A 23,019-nucleotide genomic window follows, 5' to 3' on the forward strand; every position below is an offset into this window, starting at 1 on the left:
GGAAGATAGCGGCCGATGTGCGACGATTCGCCCTCCCGAACCGGCGTCGACCGCCGGACGTTCGTCGCGGCACTGGGTGCAGCGACCGCCGGCTGTGGCCGGTTCGGCCTCGGGAGTGGGGACCGGTCGACGCCGACCGACGCGCCCCAGTCGACATCGATCGACACGCCCCAGTCGACGCCGACCGGCACGACCGTCGGGACCGCGACCCCCGACGACCGGACGGTCGTCTGGAACGTGGCGGGCCATCTCGACGACGGGCAGCCAGCCGCGATACGGGACGCGCTCCACGAGCAGGGGGAGCTCCCGGCGGACGTCACGGTCCGGATCACCGAGCCCAGCTACGAGACGGTGACCCGTCTCTCACAGATCCAGCAGCGTCTCGCCGCCGGCGAGTCCCGGCCGGACCTGTTCACCGTCGACTACCGCATCCTCCCGGTATTGCGCGATCTCGGCTATCTCCGGCCGGTCTCTGAACTGGCACCCGACACAGTCGCCCGCGCGGCCGACCGGTACCTGGGCCCTATCGTCAGGGCCGGGAGCGCGGTCGACGGCAGTGCCCGCTATGGCCTCCCGCTGTTCGTCGACCTGCCGACGATGCTGTACCGTCGGGACCTCGCCGAGGCCGCCGGCTACAGTCCCGGAACCGACGACTGGGCGACGACAGTGATGCCGTGGGCCGAATGGTCACAGATCGTCGCGGACGTCCAGGACCACGCGGGCGTGGACTACGGCTTCACGACCCAGTGGGACCACTACATCGGGACCGCGTGCTGTTCGTTCCACGAGGTGCTCTCCTCCTGGGGCGGCGCGTACTTCGGCGGGCGCGAGCACCTCTTCGGCCCCGTCGGCGAGCGGCCGGTCACCGTCGACGAACGGCCGGTCGTCCGGAGCCTGGGGATGATGCGGCGGTTCGTCGAGGGATCGTCCGGCGAGGGCTTCTCGGCGTACGCCGCCGATATCGCGCCCCGCGAGATACTCGACTGGACTGAGGAACCCTCGCGTGAGCCCGTCGCTGCCGGGCGCGTCGTCGCCCACCGGAACTGGCCCTACGCGCTCCGCCGGATGGGCGGTCCCGAGGGCTCGCTCGGCGAGGATCTGGGGGCGATGCCGATCCCGTACGCTCGCACATCCAGCGAGGCGACGGCACCCGGTACCGGCGGGACGACCGCGGCGCTGGGGGGATTCGTGGTGATCGCCAACCGCCACAGCGAGCGGTCCGACGCTGTCGGTGCGGTCCTCGAGGCGACGACGGAGCCAGCGTTCCTGCGGTTCTACGCCGACTTCGTCGACGCCTTCCCGCCGGCCCTGTCGCTGTGGGACGACGACCTGGGGGCCGTTTCCGACCGGTATCTCCCGACGTTGCGCGTGGCCGCCGAGAACGCGATACCACAGCCGGCGACACGGGTCTGGCGCGACCAGACCGGACCCATCGCCGAACGGGCGAACGCCGCCGTCGCCGGGGAGCAGTCCCCCGCGGCAGCGATGGAGGATCTGGCCGAGACGCTCGACGAGATCGAAGCGGAGGCCTGACCACGACACTCAAGCGCGTCGCGGTCGACCACCCCGCTATGGAGGTCCATACCGTCACCGCCGACGCCGAGACGTTCACCTGCAACGCCTATCTCGCGACCGGCGAGCGACCCACACTGGTCGACGCCGGCGCCTACGACGGCGTCGTCGAGGCCGTCCGGGAACACACCGACACGCTCGATGCCGTCGTCCTGACCCACCAGCACGGCGACCACGTCGAGCAACTCGACGCCGTCCTCGACGCCTTCGACGCCGACCTGTACGCCTACGGCGACCACGCCCGCCGTGACCACGCGCTCGCGGACGGCGATACGGTCCTGATCGGCGACGAGGACTGCGAGGTGGTCTACACGCCGGGCCACGCCGACGACCACGTCTCGCTGGTCTCTGACGCCTCGCTGTTCTCGGGGGACGTGGTCGTCCACGACGACGGCGCCTTCGAGGGTGGCTCGTTCGGCCGGACCGACTACCCCGGCCAGTCACGCGAGCGACTCATCGAGAGCATCCGGGACCTGCTCGACCGGATGCCCGACGGCGTCGAGCACATGTACTCCGGTCACGGAAGCGTCTTCCACGGCGACGTCCGGAGTATCGTCGAGCGCGCGCTGGAACGGGCCGAACGGCGCGAACCCAAGTATCCGGACGAGTGATAGTGCGGCCGCTGGGCCGGCGCGAGGGAGACTGAGAAAGCGACTCGGTTATGCGGATCGCGGTTCCTTGGCCTTCGGGCGCAGCTTGCCGTAGCCGCACTTCCGGCACTGCTGTGCTCGCTGGGGGTTCCGGGCGTTACAGCGCATGCAGATCTGCTTGTTGAGGAGTCGCTCTGACGCTTCTTCGAAGCTAGCCATGCGCGTCCGTTGCCAGTGGGGCCGTTTAAGCTTTGAGTTTCGGTGCGAGCACACCGTTTTCACGGGCGCCGCCCAAGCGGGGGTATGCCCACCATCGAGGAGACGCACATCGTCAACCGCGAACGGGTCCAGCCCGGCGACGCGAACAACTACGAGAGTGCCCACGGGGGCATCGTGATGAAGTGGATGGACGAGTTCGGGGCGATGTCGGCGATGCGGGCCGCACGGCAATCCTGTGTCACCGCCCAGATGTCCCGCGTGGACTTCGAGCGGCCGATCCCCATCGGGGACAACGCCCGTATCGAGTCCTACGCGTACGCGACCGGCCGGACCAGCGTCCGGGTCCACATCGAAGTGTCACGCGAGAACCCCCACACCGGCGAGACCGAGCGGACGACCAGCGCCTACGCGACGTTCGTCGCCATCGAGGACGGGAAGCCGACGCCGGTGCCGGAACTCACGGCGGAGAGCGAGCGCTGCAGGGAACTGCGCGAGCAGGCGCTCGCGGACGAACCGTAGTCGCGAGCACACTGGAGTCGCGCCGACTCCGTCGTGACAGCGACTTAGAGATTCTCGCGCTGGTAGCTCCCCTCGTAGGTCCCCTCGTGGGCCGCCTCCGCGAGGACGAGCTGTGCGATGCGGGCACCTTCTTCCAGTTCGATAGGGTGGTGGACCTCCAGCAGCCCCTCGCCCTTGCCCTCGTAGCCGGCGTCCCAGACTGCCGTATCCAGCATGCAGGAGTTACGCAGCAGCGACGACCGGGGATACAGAAAGCCGACGTGGCCCTCCGGGATGACGACGCGGTCGCCGTACTGGACGATGTAGCCACCGGGGTCGAGGTAGTAGACGCCGTCCTCCGCGTCGAGTTCCCGGCGCTCGCCGACGGTCTTGCCCTCGCGGCCGACGTGGCCGGACTCGACCTGCTCGTAGACGGTTCCCAGCGTGAGGTCGACGCCGTTGGGCTGGACCTGTTCGGGACGGAGGTCGTCCAGCTTCTCGGCGACGAAACGGCCGCTCTTGAACATGGACGCGACTGGGAGCGCGTGCGCGAAAGTACTGCCGCTTCTGGGCAGCGTTAGCCCCACGCCAGGCGGTTCCGAAAGATGAAAAATAGGGCAGGATACGCGGGATTTATACGCGCGCGCCGTCGACGTTCGGACGTTATGGGACAGACGCTTACGGAAAAGATTCTCGACGACCATCTCGTCGAAGGGGAGCTGACACCCGGCGAAGAGATCGGTATCGAGATCGACCAGGTGCTCACACAGGACACGACCGGCACGCTCGTCTGGCTCCAGTTCGAAGCGCTGGGCCTCGAAGAGGTCCAGACGGAACTGGCCGCCCAGTACTGTGACCACCAGACCTATCAGTTCGACTTCAAGAACACGGACGACCACCGCTTCCTCCGGTCGGCCGCGGGGACCTTCGGTGCGCACTTCTCGCGCCCGGGCAACGGTATCTGTCACAACGTCCACAAGGAGAACTTCGCCGCACCCGGCAAGACGATGCTGGGTTCGGACTCGCACACGCCGACCCCCGGTGGCCTCGGTGAACTCGCCATCGGTTCCGGTGGCCTCGACGTCGCCGTCGCCATGGGTGGCGGTGCCTACTACATCGACATGCCCGAGGTCGTCAACGTCCGCCTCGAGGGCGAGCTGCCCGAGTGGGCGACCGCCAAGGACGTCATCCTCGAGCTGCTCCGTCGCCTCTCCGTGAAGGGCGGCGTCGGCAAGGTCCTGGAGTACACCGGCCCCGGTGTCGAGACCCTCTCCGTTCCGGAGCGGACGACGATCACCAACATGGGGACGGAACTCGGTGCGACCTCCTCGATCTTCCCGACCGACGAGAACACCAAGGATTACCTCGAACGTCTCGGCCGCGAGGACGTCCACGAGGAGCTCCAGCCCGACGACGACGCCGAGTACGACGACGAGATCGTCGTCGACCTCTCGGACCTGGAGCCGCTCATCGCCGAGCCGTCGATGCCCGACAACGTCGTGCCGGTGCGAGAAGTCGAAGGTACGGACGTCGAACAGGTCATCATCGGCTCCTGTACGAACGGCGCCTACGAGGACATCCTCCCGAGCGCGAAGATGCTCGAAGGGCGCAACATCGACAAGAAGACCGAGATGATCGTCGCACCCGGCTCCAAGCAGGCCTCCGAGATGCTGGCCCGCGAGGGCTGGACCGCGGAGATGATGGCGGCCGGCGTCAACTTCTCCGAGGCGACGTGTGGTGCCTGTATCGGCATCGGCCACGTCCCCGCCAGCGACTCGGTCTCGCTGCGGACCTTCAACCGCAACTTCGAGGGTCGGTCGGGAATCGAGGACGACAACGTCTACCTCTGTTCGCCCGAGGTCGCCACCGCGGCGGCCATCGCCGGCGAGATCGTCGACCCGCGCGACCTGGCCGACGACCTCGGCGACCTGGAGGCACCCGGCCTGGAGATGCCCGACGAGTACATCGGCAACTCCGAATCGGACCTCATCGCGCCCGACGAGGCCGTCGACGACGAACTCATCAAGGGGCCCAACATCGGCGACGTGCCGCTGAAAGACCCCCTCGAGAGCGAGGTCGGCGGTGAGGCCCTCCTGAAGATGGAGGACAACATCACCACGGACCACATCATCCCGGCCACGCAGGACATCCTGATGTACCGGTCGAACGTCCCGAAGCTCTCGGAGTTCACCCTCTCGCGCGTCGACGATACCTTCGCCCAGCGCTCGCTCGACGCCGACGGCGGCGTCCTCGTTGCGGGGGAGAACTACGGCCAGGGCTCCTCGCGTGAGCACGCGGCCCTCTGTCCGATGTACCTCGGTATCGAGGCCGTCTTCGCACAGAGCTTCGCCCGCATCCACAAGGCGAACCTCTTCAACTTCGGCATCGTCCCGCTGGAGATCGACGAGGAGACCTACACGAACATCGAGCAGGGCGACGACATCGAGATCGTCGACGACGTCGCCGAGGCCGTCCGTTCGGGCCAGGCGGAGTTCACCATCCGGATCAACGACGACTGGGAGGCCACGGCCACGCTGGACGCCTCCGCGCGCGAACGCGAGATCCTCGCCGACGGTGGCAAGCTGCCCCACACGAAGATGCAACACGACGAGGGCGGCGCCGCACCCGCGGACGACTGAGTCGACTCCGACCACCGCATTTTTTTAGCGACGACACATCGGCAAGCGACAGCGTTGCCGGTCACGATACGCTCTGCCGTTCGAGACGTGCTCGACGGGCGAAAACACGGCCGCTGACGGAACTGTCACGGCGCGACCGCTGAGAGGAGTGTGGAAAGTGGAAAGAGGGGGTGGGTGGTGGGGGGTGGTGGCACCCAAATTGGGTGCACCTAAGGGTTAGTCGCTGATGGATATGAACCTTGTGGCCGTCGTGTCGCCGTGCGAGACGTTCACGCGGGGGCCGGACCGTGTCCTGGCGACAACGCCTTTGTACTCGCCAGCCGTATCCCGGGTCGTGACGACGGTGTCCCCCGACGGGCCGACGACGTCGGACCCGCCGGTCATCCGTCCGGCCGAGCGGGCGGACCTGCTGGAGGTCCACCGCATCGAGCAGACGGTGTTCCCACAGCCCTGGCCGTTCTCCGCACTGGAGAGCTATCTCGGCGAGGAGGGGTTTCTGGTCGCCGAGACCGACGACCCCACGACCGCGCCGACCGTCGCCGGCTACGTCATCGCCGACACGGTCCCGAACCACGGGACACCGCTGGGCCACGTCAAGGACCTGGCTGTTCGCCCCGACCACCGCCGCCAGGGGGTCGCGACTGCGCTGCTGTCACGGGCACTCGGCGTCCTGGCGGCCACCGGCGCACGCTCGGTCAAACTAGAGGTCCGGGCCGACAACGACGGCGCGATGCGCCTCTATCGGGCGTTCGACTTCGAACACCGAAAGACCATCCCCAACTACTACAGCAACGGGGCCAACGCCCACGTGATGGTCCGGTTGCTGGAGTAACCGAGATCGGCGGCACGACGAGACCCGACAGTTGATAGGTCTCGACGGCCTGACGTTCTGGCAATGGGCTACGCCTGTCCCGTCTGTACCGACCCACAGACCGACGCTCGCCACCTCGCGAACCATCTGGCCTTCACGGCGATCACCGGCGACGACGCCCACGAGGCCTGGCTCGACGAGCACGTTCCCGACTGGGGGTCGATGGGCGAATCGGAGTTGGCCGAGGTCGTCGTCGACCACGCCGACGAGGCTGACTATCCGCAGGTCTTCGAGGACACGACCGATCACGGCCACTCGCGCGACCACGACCACTCGCACGCGCAGGGTGGTGACCTCCCGGCCGGGAGCGACGCCCACCGCGGCAGCCGGTCGCTCAGCGACGCCGACCGCGAGGTCCTGGCCGAAGCGAGAGACCTCACCCGCGAGATGCTCGACGAGGACACAGTCGAGGATGTAGACGAGGATAGCGAGGCAACCGACGCGGACGACGCGTCCGGAGACGAAACCCAGTAGTCCCGTGGTCGCCTAACCCCGGGCATGGAGACCGAGGGGCAGTTCTCGCCGTCGACAGTCGCCGAGGCTCGCGACCGCTACGACGCGGTCGGACCGACAGCACAGGTCGTCGTCAAGGAGGTCGCGAAGGCGATGGGACTGGACGCCGAGGCGTACGAACAGCGGGTCACGAGCGACGTCGTCGAGACGGCCCGAGACGTCATCTTCGCCGAGTCGCTCGCGGTCACCGTCGGTACCCGCGCGGAGTTCGACGACTGGCGGGCCGAAACTGACCACGCGGTCACCGTCGTCGGCTCGGAGAACGTCGACAACGTCGTCTGGCACGCCCCGACCTTCGCCGACGAGGCGGTCGCAGCGACCTTCCAGGACGAGCGCCGGGCGGCGGTCGGCACCCTCCGGCGGCAGGCGTTCGGTCGCCTCTACCGCGAGGTCGTCTGATGCGGCCGGTCACACGCAACACGCTTCTGGGCATCCTCGCCGTGGTCGTCCTCCTGCTGGCGCTGGGAGCGCTCCCGTCGCTGCTCAAGAGCGGCGACCCCTACTACCTCACCGCGACACCGGTCGAGGGGACCTACAGCGTCGAGAACGGGACGGCGGTCAACGCCAGCGCGCTCTCGGAGCTCCGGTACCCGTTCACGACGGCCGCGCTCGGCAACGCCACGGCCGACAGCGAGGGCCGTTCCGATCCGTACTGGCGCGGCCCCGTCGGACTGAAGGGGGCGTTCACCCACTCGCCGTTCGACGAGCGCGACGCGCTGGTCCAGCAGTACGACGACGCGGCCGCCGGGGACGGCGTCGTCGTCGGCCACAACGGCACGTTTTACCGCCTCGCGGTCACACAGCAGGTATGACCGACGCCCAGGACTGGGACTGGCCCGTCGTCGACTCGGCCGCCGAGTACGAGACCGGCTGGTACACCGGCGGCTACGACCGCGTGCGACAACCGGACGGCTCCGAGAAGGACTACTACTGGGCCGAACTCCCCGACGCCGTCGTCGTCGTGGCCACCACCGGCGACGAACTCGTCATGGTCGACCAGTTCCGGCCGACCATCCGCGAGCAGTGTCTGGAACTCCCTGCCGGCATCGTCGAGGACGGCGAGTCCTACACGACCGCCGGCGAGCGCGAACTCCGCGAGGAGACCGGCTTCGCGGCCGGCGGCCTCTCGCTGCTGGAGGCGTTCTGGTGTTCGACCGGCGTTCTTCGACACCGCCGGGGCATCGTCTTCGCCGAAGGGCTGGAGCCCGTCGAGAGTGACCTGGACGACAACGAGTTCCTCTCGGTGACGACCGTCCCCGTCGAAGACGCGCTCGACGTCGCCCGCCAGGAACCCGCCAACGACGCGACCATCGAGGGCATCCTCCTGGCGCAGGCCGAGGGGCTACTGTGACCGAGGGACCCGACTGGCTCCCTGCCGACCCCGAGTGGCGCGTGCGAGACACGGCCGTCACGTGGTCGAACCCTTTCTTCGACGCCGGGTCGGACACGGTCGAACGCCCCGACGGGGCGCAGGCAGCGTACTACTGGATCGATCCCGCCGACGCGGCGACGGTCGTCGCCGTCGACGACGGTGCCGTCGTCTTCGTCGAGCAGTACCGGCCCCGCCTGCGCCAGCAGACGCTCGAACTCCCGACCGGCGGTGTCGATCCCGGTGAGACGCCGCGTGAGACGGCCGTTCGCGAACTCCGGGAAGAGACTGGCTACCGCGCCGCCGACGTCACCCACGTCGAGACGTACGTTCCGAACGGCTGGGTCCGGGCCCGGCGCCACGTCTTCGTCGCCGACGGTCTCACCGCAGGCGACCCCGACCTGGAGGATGGCGAGGAGATCGAGACACGCCACGTGCCTGTCGACGATGCTGTTGCGACGGTGCGCACGGACGCCTCGATCACGACCGAGTGGGCCGTCACGCCGCTGTTGCTCGCCCGCGAGGACGGCCTGCTGTAGTCCGGTGCACGTTTAGGGCTCGCCCGCTAGCGCCCGGTATGGACGGCGAAATCGGGATCGACGAACTGGAGTTGCGACTCGAAGACGACGACGCGAGCGTCGTCGACATCCGCTCGCCCGGGGCCTTCGACAGGGGCCACATCCCCGGCAGCGAGAACGTCCCGCTGGGACGACTCGTCGACGAGGTCGAACAGTTCGCAGACGAAGCCCGTGTCGTCACCGTCTGCCCACACGGCAAATCCAGCGTCCAGGCCGCACGGCTCATCGCCTCCTACGAGGGGTTCGACGGCACCGTCGAGAGCTTTGCGCCGGGACTGGACGGCTGGGACGGCCCGCTCCAGAGTGCTGAATCCGACGAGGCCGACGAAGGGCCGGCAGCGCCGTTCTGACACTGCCGTCCGGGTATCGATGTCGCTCGTCGGTAACGAGTGGTGGCTCGGGTGAAGCTATCGTCACAAGGGGCTCAGCGGGGGTAACGGTTCGTCATCGCCACCATCGGGTGGTATATCGCCCCACCGGAAAAACTCGTCTATCGACTCTCGGGGCGCTCACTCGTGTTCGAGCTTGCCGTATCTCCGCGTGTTCCTCGGGATCCTGTCACACGGAGGCACCCGGATGCTCACCGACCGAACCGCGCTCGATGCTGAACGAGAAGTCGATGGTTTCGGCACCGCCTCGAAGCACCGGCTTCTTGCTCGCGCCGTCCTGTTCGAACTCGATGACTCCCAGCGACTCTAGTTCTTCGAGGTTCCGATGGACCTCCTTGTAGTCCCGGTCGACAGCCGCAGCTGTCTGTCGGATGCTCTCGGGTCGCTCGTTCACGATCGCTTCGAGCAGGGTGAGGTTCGACGTCCGCATCAGTTTCTCGACCTCGGCGAACTCCTCGAAGTTCAGGACGAACCGCGCGTCCTGCTCGATCTCGTCCCCGCGGTCGCCGGCTTCGGCTCGCCGGAGGCGCTCCCGCGCTGCCGCTCGCTGGTCGTCGGCCTGTCCGAACGTAATTTTGAGTGTGTTGGTGGTCATGGTAACGCCTCGACCTCGGTGACGAATCGGTCCCGGAGCGCCAGCATCCCCGGAAACTCGATCGGTTCGACCCCGTCGGTCGTGTGCTTCTCGTGCCGCCCTGGTGTCTCGTTCTCGTTGTCGTAACGAAGGATGGTGCCACGAGCGTCGGTGTACCCGTAGTGGAGCGCGTATCGGTCGCACTCGGATACTGCGAATCGTCCGTCCGGTATATCTTCCGCCGGACGACCCGCCTGCCGTCACGAGTTTCGACGTCTTCGATGACCTCGTGGCCCATCTCGGACTATGGTCTGTCCCCCATCACTATATCATCTGGTTCTAACCCCATAGGTGACGAATCCGTCTCGGAAAGTCAATCAGTGACATTTTCGGAGCCGACTGTCCAACGGCATTCAAACTGTTTTATCAGGCAGTCCAACAGATCAAATCTGGAGTAGTAGCAATGACATACGACGATATATCTGGTCAGCCTTTCATCCCGGAAAGGCTCATGCCACGGATGAAGTAGTTCTGTGCGGCGAGGAAGGCCACGATGACCGGAGCGACGATGATCAGTGCCGCAGCCATCATCAGTCCCCATTCGGCGAAGTACTGGTTCCGGACAGCGAACAGCGCCACGGGAAGCGTGTACATGTTCGTGTCGTTGGCGATGATCAGGGGCCACTGGAAGTTGTTCCAGGCACCCATGAACGTGAAGATCCCGAGTGTCGCCAGTGCGGGCTTCGCCAGCGGGAGATAGATCTTGTAGAAGGTCTGGAACTCGTTACACCCGTCGATCTTGGCCGCGTCTCCCAGTGCCGAGGGAAGCGACTTGAAGTGCTGGCGCAACAGGAAGATCCCCAGTGGGTTCGCCACGAGCGGGGCAATCAGTCCCTGGTACGTGTTGATCCACCCGAGTTGGGTGAGGATCAGGTACACGGGGATCAGCGTCACCATCGCTGGGATCATCATCGTCGAAATGAACCCCAGGAACAGCTTGTCACGCCCCCAGAAGTCGATCTTCGCCAGCGAGTAGCCTGCCAGCGAGTCGAAGATCAGGTTGAACGTGGTTACCGCACCGGCAAAGATGACTGTATTGATGAACCACCGGACGAGCGGAATGTCGGGTCGCTCCCAGAGGGTGATGAAGTTCTCAAGTGTCGGTGCGGCAGGGATGAACGACACCGACGACGCTGTCGGGGTCGCAGAAAGCGACGTGGTGAGCGTCCACCAGAACGGCAGAGTCATCCAGAGAGCTCCGGCAGTGACAGCTGCATAGAGCAGCGTCGTCTTCGACCAGTAGCCGACGCCCGTTCGATCGTAGCCGGGATACTCGTAGTCGGACCGAGCCATCAGTAATCCACCTCCGCTTGGTCACGGTAGCGGTACTGATAGTAGCTGAAGGTGAAGATGATCAGGAAGAGGACGAACGCCATCGCGGCCCCCTCACCGAACGCCCCTTCTTCGAAGGCACGCTGGTAGATGAGCAGGACGGATGTCGTCGTCGAGTATACCGGCCCCCCCTCGGAGAACACCAGCGCGATGCCGAACACCTGAAACGCAGAGATGATCGCCATCACGAAGACGAAGAAGTTCGTGTTCCCGAGGTTCGGCCACGTGACGTGGCGGAACCGGTGCCAGCGACTCGCCCCGTCGATACGGGCTGCTTCGTACAGTTCTTCGGGGATGTTCTGCAACCCCGCGAGAAAGAAGATCATGTTCGAGCCGATACCGCCCCAGATAGCCATCAACATAACCCCACCCAGCGCGGTCCCGGGGTCACCGGCCCAGTTGTGTTCGAGGAACGTCGGCAAGAGCCCGTTGATGACGCCGTCTCCAGCGAGGAACCACCGCCACATCACGGCCGAGGCGGCCCCCGAGAGCATCACGGGCATGAAGTAGGCGGCGCGATAGGCCTTCTTGAACCGGACGCGTTTGTCGAGCATCAGTGCGACAGCGAGTCCGCCAAAGATCTGCAGTGGCACGGTTCCGATGGCGTAGACGAAGGTGTTCTTCAGCGAATACCACCACAGGCTCGTCGCGGGATCGGTGAACACTTTCGGGTTCCAGCTCAGCCCGCCGTTCTCGACGGTGAGGGGGAGTGGCTGCAGTACCGTCACGTAGTTGGTGAGTCCGACCCACTGGCCCGAGCCAGCCAGGATACTCCACTCCTGGAAGGAGATGTAGAACGCGTAGAGGACAGGTCCCAGCAAGAACGCCGAGAACACGATGATGTTAGGCGCGACGAAGGCGGCCCCCATCAGATTGTTCTGGTCCTCGGTGATTCCGACGGACCGCTTGAGTTTCGTCAGGGCGTGTCGCACTCTCGTGACGGCGTCGGTAACTGATCGCTGGCTCTCGGTGGCCATTGGTATCTCAGAAGACCTCGCTGTTGATCTTCGTCTGTGCCGTCTCCAGTGCGTCGGACGGCGATTTCTCGCCCAGCATCGCTGCCTCTAGCTGTGGACGCACACGGTTGACGATCGATTCGCTATTGGGACCGAACGAGAAGGGGTGCGACCACGCACCGGCATCGAGCAGCGTCTTCCGGCGCGGGTGGTTCTGGTAGTAGTCCAGGTCCGAATGGGACTGCCGAGCGGAGAGGGCGAGTCCTTTGCGTGCCCACCGTGACATCCCTTCGTCGCCAGTGAGACTGCGGATCAGCTCTCGCGCGGCCGCAGGACTGTCAGTGTTTGCCGAAGCGCTGTAGGAGACCGTGTAGGCGATCGTCGCTTTCTGTCCATCGCTCGGCGTCGGAAGATGTGCAACGTCGACCTGGTCGTTGATATCCGGATTGTCCTCGTATCCTTCGAGGAACGGGAGGCCCCACGGGCCCAGAACGGCAGTCGCGACCTCCTGGCTCGCGAGCGCGGCCCCGTGCCAGCCAGACCCGAGGTCGGTCGGCAACGCCAGAAGGCCATCCTCTCTGAGTCCGACGAGATACTCGAGTGCTTCGACACCGGCGTCACTCGCGAACACTACCTCGCTGCCATCCTCCGAGAGGACCTGACCGCCGTTCTGGAACAGGAATGCCCACCAGGACCGAGCGTTCGCATACTCGATCATCGGGGCCTTGAAATTCTCGTTGGAGACGTTGTCCTTGAGCGCCGAGAGTGTGTCTTCCAGAGCTGACCACGTCTCCGGCGGTTCGACACTGGCCTCTTCGAGCATCGCGGTGTTGTGGAACAGCCCCAGCGTCGAGAAGTCCTTCGGGACCCCGTACAATGTCCCGTCGAACCGGAACGCTTCCAGCAGTGGCTGGAAGAAGTCGTCGGTATTGTACTCCTCGGACGCTTCGAGTTCGTCCATGGAGAGCAACACATCGGCCGACGCGAACGATGGGAAGTACGACGAGTCGACGTAGAATGCGTCGGGTGCGTTGCCTGCCCCCAGTTGTGTCTTGATCTTCTGTTTGTACTTGGACTGGATGGGGTTGTAATCCACCGAAATTCCGCTATGCGATTCCTCGAAACTGGCCACGAGTTCCTTGACCAGCGCGGACTCTTCGTTGTTTGCCGCCCACCCGGAGAGGGTGATATCCGCGTTCATCGGCGTCGCGGTCTGGTCTCCTGACGTGGTCGTGGATCCGTCACCACTGCCACTGGACCCATCTGCAGTGTTCTGCCTGCTTCCACCATCACTGCCGCCGAGACAACCGGCGACAGTGGCCGTAAGTCCAGCGATACTTGCACTCTGAACGAACCGCCGGCGGGAAATGGAGTTCCCGTTGGCACGGTCTGACATGTATGTTCGTGCAGAACGAATAACTAAGAGTATAAAATACTTTTGCTGTCTTCACTACTCCAGTAGTGACAAGCCGGGCATTTATTACCCCACCTACGCAAATCGGAGTACGATGAAGACCGATAGCACAGTAATCATGGGTTCGACCTTCCTCGTGACAGACTCGGAAGGCCGGCCGACCAGGGATCACGACGGCTTCTACTATCGGGACGTTCGGCATCTGGACGACTACAGGCTCTCGGTAGACGAGGAACTGAACTCACTCGAAGTTGTAGATGTTCACCCAGGTGAGCGGTTGTTACACCTCGGAACGCCGCTTGAGAAGGGGTCCCGGAAGCTTCACGTCAGCCGCCGGCAGTTCGTTGCCGACGGTCTCTTCGAAGATCTCACTGTCTCGAACCTGTCCGGAGAGCGAATCGAGACCTCGCTCTCTCTGGCTCTTGGCTCCCAGTTCGACGACCTCTTCGAGGTCCGTGGAATGGTCGCTGATCTCGACCGAACGATTGAGGTCGATCGTCACGAGATGGGACTTACGTTTCGGTACTCTCCCGACGATATGGCTTTCTCGCGGTCTGTCTCGATCACTCTGGATCAGGCCGAGGACGTCTCGATCGATGTGGTGTCAGGGGAGGATCGAATCGATGGGACGATCGAAGCGGATCTCTCACTCGCCCCCAGCGAGTCCAGGTCTGTCCCGGTAGCGGTGACCGTCGACGGCCCGGAAGTACCGGGGAAGCAACTGGCGATAGCCCGAGAGACTGTTCGAGAACGAGCGGAGACGTGGACCGAGACCGCCACGCTCCCCGACCACGATCACTCGTGGACACCAGTTCTCCAAGAGAGTCACGAGAATCTGCTCGAACTCCAACTCCCGACCGAACACGGGCCAGTACCGGCTGCCGGTGTGCCATGGTTCGCAACGGCGTTCGGTCGGGACTCGATCATCACTGCCTTCCAGTCACTGGGAGTGAGCACGGACCTCGCGAAAGGGACCTGCCGGTATCTGGGCGCACACCAGGCCGAGAGCTACGACGTGGACCGGGACGCACAACCGGGGAAGATACTTCACGAGATCCGACACGGCGAGTTGACGGCCCGCGGACTCGTGCCACATCGCCCGTACTATGGGACCGTCGACGCGACACCACTGTTCGTTGTCTTGGTCCACGAGACGTGGCGACGCACCGGCGACGACGACTTCCTCGCCGAACTCTGGCCCAACGTGCGGCGTGCACTGGCGTGGCTCGACGATCATGCACGACGAACCGACGGTGGGCTACTGGCGTACGGGCTCGATGGGGCGGGATCCGGCCAACTCCGCCACCAGGGATGGAAAGACAGCAGTGACGGTATCGTCTACCCGGACGGGAGCTACCCCAGCGGCTCCCTTGCGGTCGCGGAGGTGCAGGGCTACGAATATGACGCGAAACGACGAGGAGCGGAACTGGCCAGCGAGATGGAGAAGCAACAGTACGCGAGAACTCTCGAAACGGACGCCGAACGTGTCAAACAGCGCTTCGACGAGGCGTTCTGGCTCTCAGACGAGGAGTTCTACGCGGTAGCAGTCGAGGAAGGCGGTGACCCAGTCCCGTCGATCACCACGAATCCTGGTCACTGTCTCTGGAGCGGTATCGTTCCTGAGACCCGGGCGGACGCCGTGATCGACCGACTACTCGCACCCGATATGTTCACGGGGTGGGGGATCAGGACACTGTCTGCGAACCACCAGGCGTACAACCCGCAGAGTTATCACCTCGGCAGCGTCTGGCCCCACGACAACTCGATCGTCGCTCTCGGGATGGCCCGCTATGGACGACAGGACGCTGCCAGCCGAGTCGCTGACGGGCTAATCGAAGCTGCTCGCGCTCGTGGCAACGACAGACTGCCCGAGCTGTTCGCTGGCTTCGACCGGAGCGAAACCGACGTTCCAGTCACGTACGGTGAAGCCTGTGAACCACAGGCTTGGGCAGCCGCTGCGCCACTGGCGTGTCTGCAGGCAATCCAGGGTACCTCCGTCGAACCACCCCGTGAAATCCGACAGTGAACGACCGAGTACGATGCTATGACTGACCGGCCCAGACTGGATCCGACTGGCACGTTGGCGGCATTCGGGAGAGTGGCGTATTCGGACCTGACTAGCGTCGTCGTACTGAGTCTTGCTTTCTCCATCGTGGCGCTCCCGGTCGTCACCGTTGGGCCGGCTATTCTCGCGCTCGTCGCGGCGCAGACGGCCGGTGTGACAGGTGAATCAGCGGGAGAAAAAGTCACCGAACGGGATCGTCTCAGCCGGTTCAAAACAACCTTCGTCGACCAGTTTCGACCGGGGCTCGTCCTCGGCCTGCCGCTGATTGCAGTGGCTGTCTCGACGGGCTTGTACGCCAGTCTCGCCATCGCCAATCAGAGCGGGACGCTACTTATCGGAACCATCATCGGGCTCTACGCGACCGTCGTTACACTCGTTGGTGTGTTCAGAGCGGCATCACTCGTCGCCAGAACGGGGGCTACAGCCCCCAAACAGGCGCTCTGGGACAGCGGTCGTCTGCTCATCGAAACACCGTCGTTTACCGTGTTACACGTCCTCTTTGCGGCCCTACTACTACTGCTCTGCTTCGGATTGGGCGTGGCTGTCGTGGTCTTGCTGCCCGGTTTGTTGGGCGTGCTCGAAGTGGTTACGTACGAGGAAACCACCGGTGAGGGTGCACTCAGAGTCGTCCGCGCCTACCAAGGACAACTCAGGGTCGGTGAGCAGGGATGACCCGACGTGAGATTCACGTGGCCAGTGCGGTTCCAGTCGCATTTCTTGCTGTCGTCATCGGACATCACCCACTAGTCGCTGTGCCATTGGTCACTGGGACAGTCCTCCCGGAACTGGATGCGCTCCGGGAACATGTCCACCGTTCGTGGGCGCTCCATACGTTCCTGTTGCCAGCAGTCGTGTATGCTGGTCTAGAGTCCGTCGGCCTGCTTTCGCCCGTGGCCGCGACCACGATACACTTCATCACGCTCGGAATGGCACTGCACTTCGTGGCGGATTACGTCTATCCACGCGGGATGACACATCCAGGGGCACGCTGGCCTGTCCGGCCGGTCATCGTCTCCGCACCCTGGGGACTGCTATGGCTCGGAGTATCCTGGACAGTGCAGTGGTTTCTGTATCTGGCCTCGGATTTCATACCGTGGTTGGTCGGTTTGAGCACTTGAACAGCCATCACTACTCCAGTAGTAACAATTATGGGGCCTCGGTATGACAGTCATGATAGAACATGGCGAGTGCTGAACAGCGACAACTACCGGCCGTCGAGTACGACGGCGTCACGAAAGTGTTCGACTCCGACGACGGTGACGTCGTCGCAGTCGACGACCTCGACATCTCCGTTCGCGAGGGAGAATTCCTCGTATTAGTTGGTCCATCGGGCTGCGGAAAATCGACCACACTCCGACTGCTCGCCGGTCTCGAAGAGATCAGCGATGGTGAGATCAGTGTCGGTGGGACGGTCGTCAACGACAAGAAGCCCAAAGACAGGAACATCGCGATGGTGTTCCAGAACTACGCGTTGTACCCGCACAAGACTGTCCGGGAGAATATGCGCTTCGGACTGGAGATGACAACGGAACTCGAAGACGCCGAGATCGATAGTCGGGTCTCCGAGACTGCCGAGATGCTGAGTATCTCAGAACTGCTCGAACGCCGACCCGGCGCGCTCTCGGGCGGACAAAAACAACGCGTCGCGCTCGGGCGGGCCATCGTCCGCGAGCCGCAGGTGTTCCTGATGGACGAGCCCCTCTCGAACCTCGACGCCAAGCTCCGCACGGAAATGCGAACGGAGCTTCAGCAACTCCACGAGCAGCTCGGTGTCGCCACAGTCTACGTGACTCACGACCAGACCGAAGCGATGACCATGGGGGATCGTATTGCCGTCCTCAACGACGGGCAGCTCCAGCAACTGGGGACACCGCTAGAGTGTTACCACGAACCCGCCAATCGGTTCGTCGCAGGATTCATCGGCTCACCTAGCATGAATTTCCTGGACCTGGCATACGATACTGCAAACGATATCGGAACCGGCGATGGAGTCGAATATGGATTCGCTGACGAGCAGGCAGAACAAATCGGTCGTGTGTCGTCAGTCACGTTGGGGATCCGTCCCGAAGATATCGAACTGGCGAGTTCATCGGGACCAGCTACTGTTCCTGCTACTGTCGAGGTTGTCGAACCGATGGGCCGGGAAAACCTCCTGCACGTCCGTGTCGGCAGAACAGAGATGGTTGCCTCTGTCGACGGATCCTATAACATTTCCCTGGGGCAGGATGTTCGCCTCCGGTTCCCACACGACCGAATCCACGCCTTCGAGACGGACTCGGGAACGACTATTTTCAACCGTGCCGTCGAGACTGAATCACTCCCCGAAGGCGTCACAATTTAACCACGGCGTTGACCAATTGCAGGTCATGGATACGGAGACGCTCCGATCGACACTCGAAGATGTTGGTCTCACACAATATGAAGCCGAGGCTTATATTACCGTACTTGAGTTGGGGAGCGCATCGGCGACGGAGATTGCCAACGCCAGCGGTGTGCCACAGGCTCGTATCTACGATGTACTCCGGAATCTGGAAGCGAGTGGGTACGTCGAGACCTACGAAGAAGACAGTATGCGAGCACGTGCCCGGGATCCCACCGAGATCGTCGAAAAACTCGACACATACGCCGAAACTGTCGCCGATGCAGGGTCGGAACTAGAGGACCGTTGGGAGGAGCCGACAGTCGAAAACCACCAAGTCAGCGTCATTCGACCCGCTGACTCTGTGTTCGACCGGGCCGCAGAGAAGATCGAGGATGCGAAAAACGAGATTCAGATTGCACTAACACCGGACCAATACCAAACACTCAAATCGGCACTCGTCAGTGCACACGACCGTGGTGTCGTCATCAAGGCGACTATCACCGGTGTGGAGGAACCACCGGACTTCGATTTCGAGGGCGTTGTGACCGAAGTGAGGCACCGTCGCCTTCCGACTCCGTTCTTGGTACTGGTCGATCGTTTATCAGCCTGCTTCACGCCGGCCGAATCGGTTCACCCGGCACAGCGGTACGGACTTCTCATCAACGACTATTCTCTCTCTCATATGGTTGACTGGTATTTCCAGACGGCGTTCTGGGAGCCGTGGCCGACGATCTATTCCGGGCGTGAAACTGGAACGCCGCGGGTTTACACCAACATCCGTGAATGTATCAGGGATATCTACACAGCGTTCGATGCTGGGAAGAAGATCATACTCACGGTACATGGGCAACTCCAGACTGAAGCAGTGGAGAAACGACTCACAGGCACCGTCGTCGATATCACGTATACTCCCGGAGAAAACGGACCGGCACTGGCTACGTTTACTGAAGAAGCATCCATCAAAATGGAGACTGCCGAAGGGACGTTCAATATTGGTGGCTGGGGGGCTATGTTAGAAGACATTGAAGGAAGGCGGTTCGTTGTGGAGTCGATTGCTTGAGGTAAGAATCGGTATTACGGATTAATCGAGGCGTGGTCGAGATTGGTTCTGAGACCTGAAGCACGTTTTGATCGCTTCGGCATATCGTAGCCATTGAAAGTCAATGCACACCCGATCGCACGACGGCAGTGCGATCGGTGTGTACATCGTTTCAATTGTTACTATAGCTGGCACACACGGTTGCGAACGATTCGGACGACGACAAGTACAACGAGTACGATTCCGCAGGATGGGCCAGCCCGGATTGTTCCGGTGCTTTCGTCGAAAGATGGCGTATACGTCACAGTAGCAGGTCAATACGGGAGCGGTACGTCAATAAATTATAAACGGACTAAGTGTATATATCATACATGAACCAAACGAGCGAAGAAACGGATGACACTCTGCGCAGCCCGACCGATTTCAAAGTCGGTCGAGTAATCGATGAGTACGGATTGAGTGGGCTGGACGAGGAACTCAAGGCACGCTGGACTGGCACCGGGGGCGAACGAACGAGTCTCCGCGATCTCGCAGATATCATCAACAAACGTATCTTGGCTGAAGAATTGAGCGAAAGTGGATTAAATCCTATTCAGAGCGAAATAGAGAAGAAATACCGGGCGTTGAGGGATGACGTTAGTGCCGGTGTAAAAACAGACGTAGAAAACGAATTAAAACACAACGATATCGACGTGGATCAGTTGACATCGAATTTTGTCACTCACCAGGCTGTTCACACATATCTTACTGAATACCACAAAACAGAGTTTGAAAGGCCAGATGAGGCAGAGAAGGTCGAAAATGCAATCGAAACAGTCCAGCGCCTCCAGAGCCGTACACTCGCCGTCACGGAAAATACGGTCTCACGTCTCCGTAAAACGGATCAGCTATCGACGGGTGATCTAGAGGTATTCGTAGATGTTAGTGTAATGTGTACAGATTGTGGGAAACAATACGATATCGGACAGCTCCTTTCGGAAGGGAAGTGCGATTGTCCAGACCAAAAATAATATCATGTTATCTATTTATATGGACAAATGGGTCAAGTTATAATTTAAAATCCGAATAATATATTCAAACCGCCATATATGGGTCTATAGAGGATAGATCTATCTATACTGGGGATATCTGTTTAACTGTGGGGTGAAAGATTGACAACAGCGACACTTTGGGGGCATGCTGAAGCGAGAAAATCAAACCTGGTATTTGATTCGGAGTCGTACGCCATTCCGTGTTTGTCTCACTCACTGCCGGACAGATTCTAAGATGAGTTGTTGTTCGACACGCTTGACTTCGCGCTGTGTATCCCTAACAGCGTCAACGTTTACACTGATCGAGGAGACGCCTGTCTCGACAAGTTCTCGAACCATCCGAGGGTTGGAGGCGGCCTGTCCACAGATGCTAGTCTCCACATCGTACGTTTGGCAGGTGTCGATCACGTCACTCATCAACTGAAGCACTGCTGGATGGAGTTCGTCGTACCGGTCAGCGACAGTCCCGTTGTTCCTGTCGACAGCCAATGTGTACTGGGTCAGATCGTTGGTTCCGAACGAGACAAAATCGACACCGCAATCGCAGATATCCTCGATGCACAGCGCACTTGCGGGAGTTTCGATCATCACCCCCCAGGAGCGTTTCTCGGGTTCGAACCCGCCCGATTCCATGATCTTCCGTGCTCGGACCACGTCTTCGGCGTCAGTTACGAGTGGGAGCATCAGTTCGACACTATCGTAGCCCATCTCGTAGAGCTGCTGGAACGCTTGTAGCTGAAGTTTGAACGTCTCGTCTTCAGCTAGTGATCTTCGGATGCCCCGGTAGCCGAGCATCGGGTTGTGCTCCTCGTGTTCGTTTTCACCGCCCTCTAATTGGCGAAACTCGTCGGTTGGGGCGTCAAGCGTTCGGATGCGGACTGGTAGCGGATAAAATTCTTCGGCCACGGTTCGCATCGATTCAGTGAGCGTATTGACGAACGCCTCGGTACCGTGATCGGCCACGTACTGCTGCGGTGTCTTCCCGGTCGACAACACCATGTGTTCCATCCGAAGCAGTCCGACACCGTCCGCACCGGTTGCAGCTGCTCGTTCGGCAGCCTCCGGGATGGAGACGTTTATCTTGATATCGGTCGCGGTCATCGGCTTGCTGTTGATACGATGGCCTGCTTCTGTACCCGTTTCAGTCTGGCTCACCTCGTCGTTGTCGGGTGGCCGATGGCCATCGGCTACGATTCCTCTATCGCCGTCGATCGATACCATCTGGTCATCTGTCAGCGTCTCTGTCGCTGTCTCTGTCCCAATAACGGCTGGCACTCCTAGCTCCCGAGAGACGATGGCTGCATGGCTGGTCATCCCGCCTTCGTCGGTCACCAGTGCATCGGCTCGTTTCATTGCCGGAACCATGTCTGGCGTAGTCATCTCAGCCACGATGATGTCCCCCTGGTTTACCTTATCGAGTTGGTCCAAAGTACCGACAATACGGACTGCACCCGTTGCCCGCCCAGGACTCGCAGCCAACCCATCAACAAGAACATCTCCGTTTCCTTCGTGCTCAGTCGAGTCCGTCGTCTGCTCGGATTGTTCGATGGTCGTGATCGGTCGGGACTGCAATAGATAGACAGTTCCCTCGTCGATCGCCCACTCCACGTCTTGCGGTTGTCCATAATGATCCTCGACCATCTCACCGATTCGGTGGAGTTCAGCCAGTTCTTCCTTGTCGAGTACACGTTCAGTCTGTCGCTCTTCCGGGACAGACTGTTTGATAGTTTCGCCGGTTTCGTCGTCTCGACGGTGCATTATCTTTTTTGTCGCGACAGTCACCGAATCAACCGATTCACTCTCTCTATCGTAGGTATAGTTGTCTGGCGAGACAGCGCCGGAGACGACGGCCTCACCGAGGCCCCATGCAGCCTCGACAGTAATTTCGGATGCACCCGTAGAAGGATGGCTCGTGAACATGACTCCAGATTTCTCAGCATCTACCATCCGCTGAACGACGACCGCGATGTCCACGTTGGAATGGGAAAACCCCTGTTCGTCGCGATAGTAGATCGCTCGCTGGGTAAACAAGGATGCCCAGCACCGTTTGATCGAGTCGATTAGATCTGATTGGTCGATATTGAGAAACGTCTCTTGTTGGCCAGCGAATGACGCATCGGGCAGGTCCTCAGCAGTCGCTGAAGAACGAACTGCGACGAAGGGATCCCCATCAAAACTGTCGTATGCTGCGTGGATATCAGATGCAACATGATCTGGGAGGTCCGCGTCGACGATGAGCTTCCGGGCGTGCTGTGCCGCCTCAGCCAGCGCTGCGGAGTCCTCTCGGTCAACGTCTACGGTTTTGAAAAGTTCCGCAGCTATATTAGCATCTTCGATGAAGGTCCGATACGTCTCGGCTGTGACGACGAATGCGGGTGGTACGGGGAGTCCCGCGGTCCGTAATTCACCGAGCGAGGCTCCTTTCCCGCCCACGGTGTCGACGTCATCTCGGCTAATGGTACTTAGCCATGCGACTGGCATGTACCTCTACCAATTCGATTCTACTACTTAAATTATTGGGGTAGGCCGGATGCTCCTGAGTTATTTTAGCCGCACGTTGAAGTACTGATATTATACTAGAACTGATGGCGAAGAAAGGGTACACGAACGGCCCTTACATTCGCCATCGAACATATGGTTGGGCTGATGAGCGTAACCTCGGGGTCGGGTTGATACCATCTGCTCTGGACTGGGGCCGGAGTATGCCTTATCTCATCAGCCACCTGTCCAGAAACTACGAGGTTACTTAATACATTCGGTATGAAACCACAGTACTTCGCCAAACCACCTCAGGGCGGTAGTAGCGTACGGGAGTCGAACGTCACACGGTGAACGATTTGATCTGTCGCTTCGGTTCGGGAAGCTCCCCGACCAGATCCCGTACCGATTAGCCCCAGAGATCGTCTCCTAGTCGATCTAGACGTCCACAACAGACCGGAGATCGTTAT

General features: G+C 61.7%; 23 protein-coding genes and 1 pseudogene. 16 read left to right on the top strand and 8 right to left on the bottom strand.

Annotated elements, in window-relative coordinates; genetic code table 11:
- Positions 1 to 15 precede the first annotated feature (15 nt).
- On the top strand, positions 16 to 1,533 hold the full coding sequence (locus Hhyl2_RS14080; RefSeq protein ID WP_483551401.1) for an extracellular solute-binding protein: 1,518 nt from the start codon (positions 16 to 18) through the stop codon (positions 1,531 to 1,533).
- A gap of 38 nt (positions 1,534 to 1,571) precedes the next feature.
- Positions 1,572 to 2,183 (top strand): MBL fold metallo-hydrolase, encoded by a 612-nt coding sequence (locus Hhyl2_RS14085; protein ID WP_483551402.1) that lies wholly within the window; start codon positions 1,572 to 1,574, stop codon positions 2,181 to 2,183.
- Positions 2,184 to 2,231: 48 nt separating this feature from the next.
- Here Hhyl2_RS14085 and Hhyl2_RS14090 read toward each other — a convergent pair whose 3' ends face one another.
- A complete protein-coding gene (locus tag Hhyl2_RS14090; protein ID WP_276178089.1) occupies positions 2,232 to 2,381 on the bottom strand; it encodes a 50S ribosomal protein L40e in 150 nt (49 codons plus the stop codon).
- 84 nt (positions 2,382 to 2,465) lie between these two features.
- Here Hhyl2_RS14090 and Hhyl2_RS14095 point away from each other — a divergent pair, with 84 nt between their 5' ends.
- Positions 2,466 to 2,900, top strand: coding sequence for an acyl-CoA thioesterase (locus Hhyl2_RS14095; protein WP_483551404.1), 435 nt, complete (start codon positions 2,466 to 2,468; stop codon positions 2,898 to 2,900).
- A 44-nt stretch (positions 2,901 to 2,944) separates the two neighbouring features.
- Here Hhyl2_RS14095 and Hhyl2_RS14100 read toward each other — a convergent pair whose 3' ends face one another.
- Positions 2,945 to 3,406: a deoxyuridine 5'-triphosphate nucleotidohydrolase gene (locus Hhyl2_RS14100; RefSeq protein ID WP_483551405.1), complete on the bottom strand. Its 462-nt coding sequence runs from the start codon at positions 3,404 to 3,406 to the stop codon at positions 2,945 to 2,947.
- Between the two features lie 138 nt (positions 3,407 to 3,544).
- On the opposite strand from Hhyl2_RS14100, the gene Hhyl2_RS14105 reads away from it, so the two are divergent.
- The 8 genes from Hhyl2_RS14105 to Hhyl2_RS14140 all read left to right on the top strand — a co-directional run bounded on the left by Hhyl2_RS14105 (position 3,545) and on the right by Hhyl2_RS14140 (position 9,199).
- Positions 3,545 to 5,518 carry an aconitate hydratase gene (locus tag Hhyl2_RS14105; protein WP_483551406.1) on the top strand — a complete coding sequence of 658 codons (1,974 nt, stop codon included), beginning with the start codon at positions 3,545 to 3,547 and terminating at the stop codon, positions 5,516 to 5,518.
- 334 nt (positions 5,519 to 5,852) lie between these two features.
- Positions 5,853 to 6,350: a GNAT family N-acetyltransferase gene (locus tag Hhyl2_RS14110; protein ID WP_483551407.1), complete on the top strand. Its 498-nt coding sequence runs from the start codon at positions 5,853 to 5,855 to the stop codon at positions 6,348 to 6,350.
- 63 nt (positions 6,351 to 6,413) lie between these two features.
- The gene (locus Hhyl2_RS14115; protein WP_483551408.1) at positions 6,414 to 6,863 is read left to right on the top strand and encodes a DUF5810 domain-containing protein; all 450 of its coding nucleotides are present in this window, start codon (positions 6,414 to 6,416) and stop codon (positions 6,861 to 6,863) included.
- Positions 6,864 to 6,887: 24 nt separating this feature from the next.
- A complete protein-coding gene (locus Hhyl2_RS14120; RefSeq protein WP_483551409.1) occupies positions 6,888 to 7,301 on the top strand; it encodes a DUF5809 family protein in 414 nt (137 codons plus the stop codon).
- A complete protein-coding gene (locus Hhyl2_RS14125; protein ID WP_483551410.1) occupies positions 7,301 to 7,714 on the top strand; it encodes a hypothetical protein in 414 nt (137 codons plus the stop codon). Before Hhyl2_RS14120 ends, Hhyl2_RS14125 begins: the two co-directional genes overlap by 1 nt.
- Positions 7,711 to 8,253 carry an NUDIX hydrolase gene (locus Hhyl2_RS14130; protein ID WP_483551411.1) on the top strand — a complete coding sequence of 181 codons (543 nt, stop codon included), beginning with the start codon at positions 7,711 to 7,713 and terminating at the stop codon, positions 8,251 to 8,253. Before Hhyl2_RS14125 ends, Hhyl2_RS14130 begins: the two co-directional genes overlap by 4 nt.
- Complete coding sequence (locus Hhyl2_RS14135; RefSeq protein ID WP_483551412.1) at positions 8,250 to 8,810, top strand: NUDIX hydrolase; 561 nt, start codon at positions 8,250 to 8,252, stop codon at positions 8,808 to 8,810. The genes Hhyl2_RS14130 and Hhyl2_RS14135 overlap by 4 nt, the downstream gene beginning before the upstream one ends.
- Before the next feature lie 38 nt (positions 8,811 to 8,848).
- Positions 8,849 to 9,199: a rhodanese-like domain-containing protein gene (locus tag Hhyl2_RS14140; RefSeq protein WP_483551413.1), complete on the top strand. Its 351-nt coding sequence runs from the start codon at positions 8,849 to 8,851 to the stop codon at positions 9,197 to 9,199.
- Between the two features lie 208 nt (positions 9,200 to 9,407).
- On the opposite strand, the gene Hhyl2_RS14145 is transcribed toward Hhyl2_RS14140, so the two are convergent.
- The 5 genes and pseudogenes from Hhyl2_RS14145 to Hhyl2_RS14165 form a co-directional block, all read right to left on the bottom strand.
- Positions 9,408 to 9,833, bottom strand: a complete 426-nt coding sequence (locus tag Hhyl2_RS14145) for an HVO_A0114 family putative DNA-binding protein (RefSeq protein ID WP_483551414.1) — start codon at positions 9,831 to 9,833, stop codon at positions 9,408 to 9,410.
- Positions 9,830 to 10,110 (bottom strand): annotated as a pseudogene (locus Hhyl2_RS14150) (toxin-antitoxin system TumE family protein). The gene Hhyl2_RS14145 and the pseudogene Hhyl2_RS14150 overlap by 4 nt, the downstream one beginning before the upstream one ends.
- A 188-nt stretch (positions 10,111 to 10,298) precedes the next feature.
- Positions 10,299 to 11,165, bottom strand: coding sequence for a carbohydrate ABC transporter permease (locus Hhyl2_RS14155; RefSeq protein WP_483551415.1), 867 nt, complete (start codon positions 11,163 to 11,165; stop codon positions 10,299 to 10,301).
- Positions 11,165 to 12,181 (bottom strand): carbohydrate ABC transporter permease, encoded by a 1,017-nt coding sequence (locus Hhyl2_RS14160; RefSeq protein WP_483551416.1) that lies wholly within the window; start codon positions 12,179 to 12,181, stop codon positions 11,165 to 11,167. The genes Hhyl2_RS14155 and Hhyl2_RS14160 overlap by 1 nt, the downstream gene beginning before the upstream one ends.
- Before the next feature lie 7 nt (positions 12,182 to 12,188).
- Positions 12,189 to 13,556 carry an ABC transporter substrate-binding protein gene (locus Hhyl2_RS14165; protein ID WP_483551417.1) on the bottom strand — a complete coding sequence of 456 codons (1,368 nt, stop codon included), beginning with the start codon at positions 13,554 to 13,556 and terminating at the stop codon, positions 12,189 to 12,191.
- A gap of 112 nt (positions 13,557 to 13,668) precedes the next feature.
- Between Hhyl2_RS14165 and Hhyl2_RS14170 the strand changes: the two genes are divergently transcribed.
- The 5 genes from Hhyl2_RS14170 to rdfA all read left to right on the top strand — a co-directional run bounded on the left by Hhyl2_RS14170 (position 13,669) and on the right by rdfA (position 20,050).
- Positions 13,669 to 15,600 (top strand): MGH1-like glycoside hydrolase domain-containing protein, encoded by a 1,932-nt coding sequence (locus Hhyl2_RS14170; RefSeq protein WP_483551418.1) that lies wholly within the window; start codon positions 13,669 to 13,671, stop codon positions 15,598 to 15,600.
- 18 nt (positions 15,601 to 15,618) lie between these two features.
- On the top strand, positions 15,619 to 16,311 hold the full coding sequence (locus Hhyl2_RS14175) for a YesL family protein (RefSeq protein ID WP_483551419.1): 693 nt from the start codon (positions 15,619 to 15,621) through the stop codon (positions 16,309 to 16,311).
- Between the two features lie 508 nt (positions 16,312 to 16,819).
- The gene (locus Hhyl2_RS14180) at positions 16,820 to 17,980 is read left to right on the top strand and encodes an ABC transporter ATP-binding protein (RefSeq protein WP_483551420.1); all 1,161 of its coding nucleotides are present in this window, start codon (positions 16,820 to 16,822) and stop codon (positions 17,978 to 17,980) included.
- A gap of 25 nt (positions 17,981 to 18,005) precedes the next feature.
- Positions 18,006 to 19,061, top strand: a complete 1,056-nt coding sequence (locus Hhyl2_RS14185; protein WP_483551421.1) for a TrmB family transcriptional regulator — start codon at positions 18,006 to 18,008, stop codon at positions 19,059 to 19,061.
- Between the two features lie 350 nt (positions 19,062 to 19,411).
- The gene (rdfA, locus tag Hhyl2_RS14190; protein WP_483551422.1) at positions 19,412 to 20,050 is read left to right on the top strand and encodes a rod-determining factor RdfA; all 639 of its coding nucleotides are present in this window, start codon (positions 19,412 to 19,414) and stop codon (positions 20,048 to 20,050) included.
- 234 nt (positions 20,051 to 20,284) lie between these two features.
- Here the strand turns inward: rdfA and ppsA are convergent, their stop codons facing one another.
- Positions 20,285 to 22,552 (bottom strand): phosphoenolpyruvate synthase, encoded by a 2,268-nt coding sequence (gene ppsA, locus Hhyl2_RS14195; RefSeq protein WP_483551423.1) that lies wholly within the window; start codon positions 22,550 to 22,552, stop codon positions 20,285 to 20,287.
- Positions 22,553 to 23,019 lie beyond the last annotated feature (467 nt).

Source organism: Haloarcula sp. H-hyl2 (assembly GCF_056934385.1).

Excerpts from the sequence above, each read along its gene's own strand:
- Hhyl2_RS14080 (WP_483551401.1), top strand. The coding sequence starts at position 16 with ATGTGCGACGATTCGCCCTCCCGAACCGGCGTCGACCGCCGGACGTTC.
- Hhyl2_RS14085 (WP_483551402.1), top strand. The coding sequence starts at position 1,572 with ATGGAGGTCCATACCGTCACCGCCGACGCCGAGACGTTCACCTGCAAC.
- Hhyl2_RS14090 (WP_276178089.1), bottom strand. The coding sequence starts at position 2,381 with ATGGCTAGCTTCGAAGAAGCGTCAGAGCGACTCCTCAACAAGCAGATC.
- Hhyl2_RS14095 (WP_483551404.1), top strand. The coding sequence starts at position 2,466 with ATGCCCACCATCGAGGAGACGCACATCGTCAACCGCGAACGGGTCCAG.
- Hhyl2_RS14100 (WP_483551405.1), bottom strand. The coding sequence starts at position 3,406 with ATGTTCAAGAGCGGCCGTTTCGTCGCCGAGAAGCTGGACGACCTCCGT.
- Hhyl2_RS14105 (WP_483551406.1), top strand. The coding sequence starts at position 3,545 with ATGGGACAGACGCTTACGGAAAAGATTCTCGACGACCATCTCGTCGAA.
- Hhyl2_RS14115 (WP_483551408.1), top strand. The coding sequence starts at position 6,414 with ATGGGCTACGCCTGTCCCGTCTGTACCGACCCACAGACCGACGCTCGC.
- Hhyl2_RS14120 (WP_483551409.1), top strand. The coding sequence starts at position 6,888 with ATGGAGACCGAGGGGCAGTTCTCGCCGTCGACAGTCGCCGAGGCTCGC.
- Hhyl2_RS14125 (WP_483551410.1), top strand. The coding sequence starts at position 7,301 with ATGCGGCCGGTCACACGCAACACGCTTCTGGGCATCCTCGCCGTGGTC.
- Hhyl2_RS14130 (WP_483551411.1), top strand. The coding sequence starts at position 7,711 with ATGACCGACGCCCAGGACTGGGACTGGCCCGTCGTCGACTCGGCCGCC.
- Hhyl2_RS14140 (WP_483551413.1), top strand. The coding sequence starts at position 8,849 with ATGGACGGCGAAATCGGGATCGACGAACTGGAGTTGCGACTCGAAGAC.
- Hhyl2_RS14145 (WP_483551414.1), bottom strand. The coding sequence starts at position 9,833 with ATGACCACCAACACACTCAAAATTACGTTCGGACAGGCCGACGACCAG.
- Hhyl2_RS14155 (WP_483551415.1), bottom strand. The coding sequence starts at position 11,165 with ATGGCTCGGTCCGACTACGAGTATCCCGGCTACGATCGAACGGGCGTC.
- Hhyl2_RS14160 (WP_483551416.1), bottom strand. The coding sequence starts at position 12,181 with ATGGCCACCGAGAGCCAGCGATCAGTTACCGACGCCGTCACGAGAGTG.
- Hhyl2_RS14165 (WP_483551417.1), bottom strand. The coding sequence starts at position 13,556 with ATGTCAGACCGTGCCAACGGGAACTCCATTTCCCGCCGGCGGTTCGTT.
- Hhyl2_RS14170 (WP_483551418.1), top strand. The coding sequence starts at position 13,669 with ATGAAGACCGATAGCACAGTAATCATGGGTTCGACCTTCCTCGTGACA.
- Hhyl2_RS14175 (WP_483551419.1), top strand. The coding sequence starts at position 15,619 with ATGACTGACCGGCCCAGACTGGATCCGACTGGCACGTTGGCGGCATTC.
- Hhyl2_RS14180 (WP_483551420.1), top strand. The coding sequence starts at position 16,820 with ATGGCGAGTGCTGAACAGCGACAACTACCGGCCGTCGAGTACGACGGC.
- Hhyl2_RS14185 (WP_483551421.1), top strand. The coding sequence starts at position 18,006 with ATGGATACGGAGACGCTCCGATCGACACTCGAAGATGTTGGTCTCACA.
- rdfA (WP_483551422.1), top strand. The coding sequence starts at position 19,412 with ATGAACCAAACGAGCGAAGAAACGGATGACACTCTGCGCAGCCCGACC.
- ppsA (WP_483551423.1), bottom strand. The coding sequence starts at position 22,552 with ATGCCAGTCGCATGGCTAAGTACCATTAGCCGAGATGACGTCGACACC.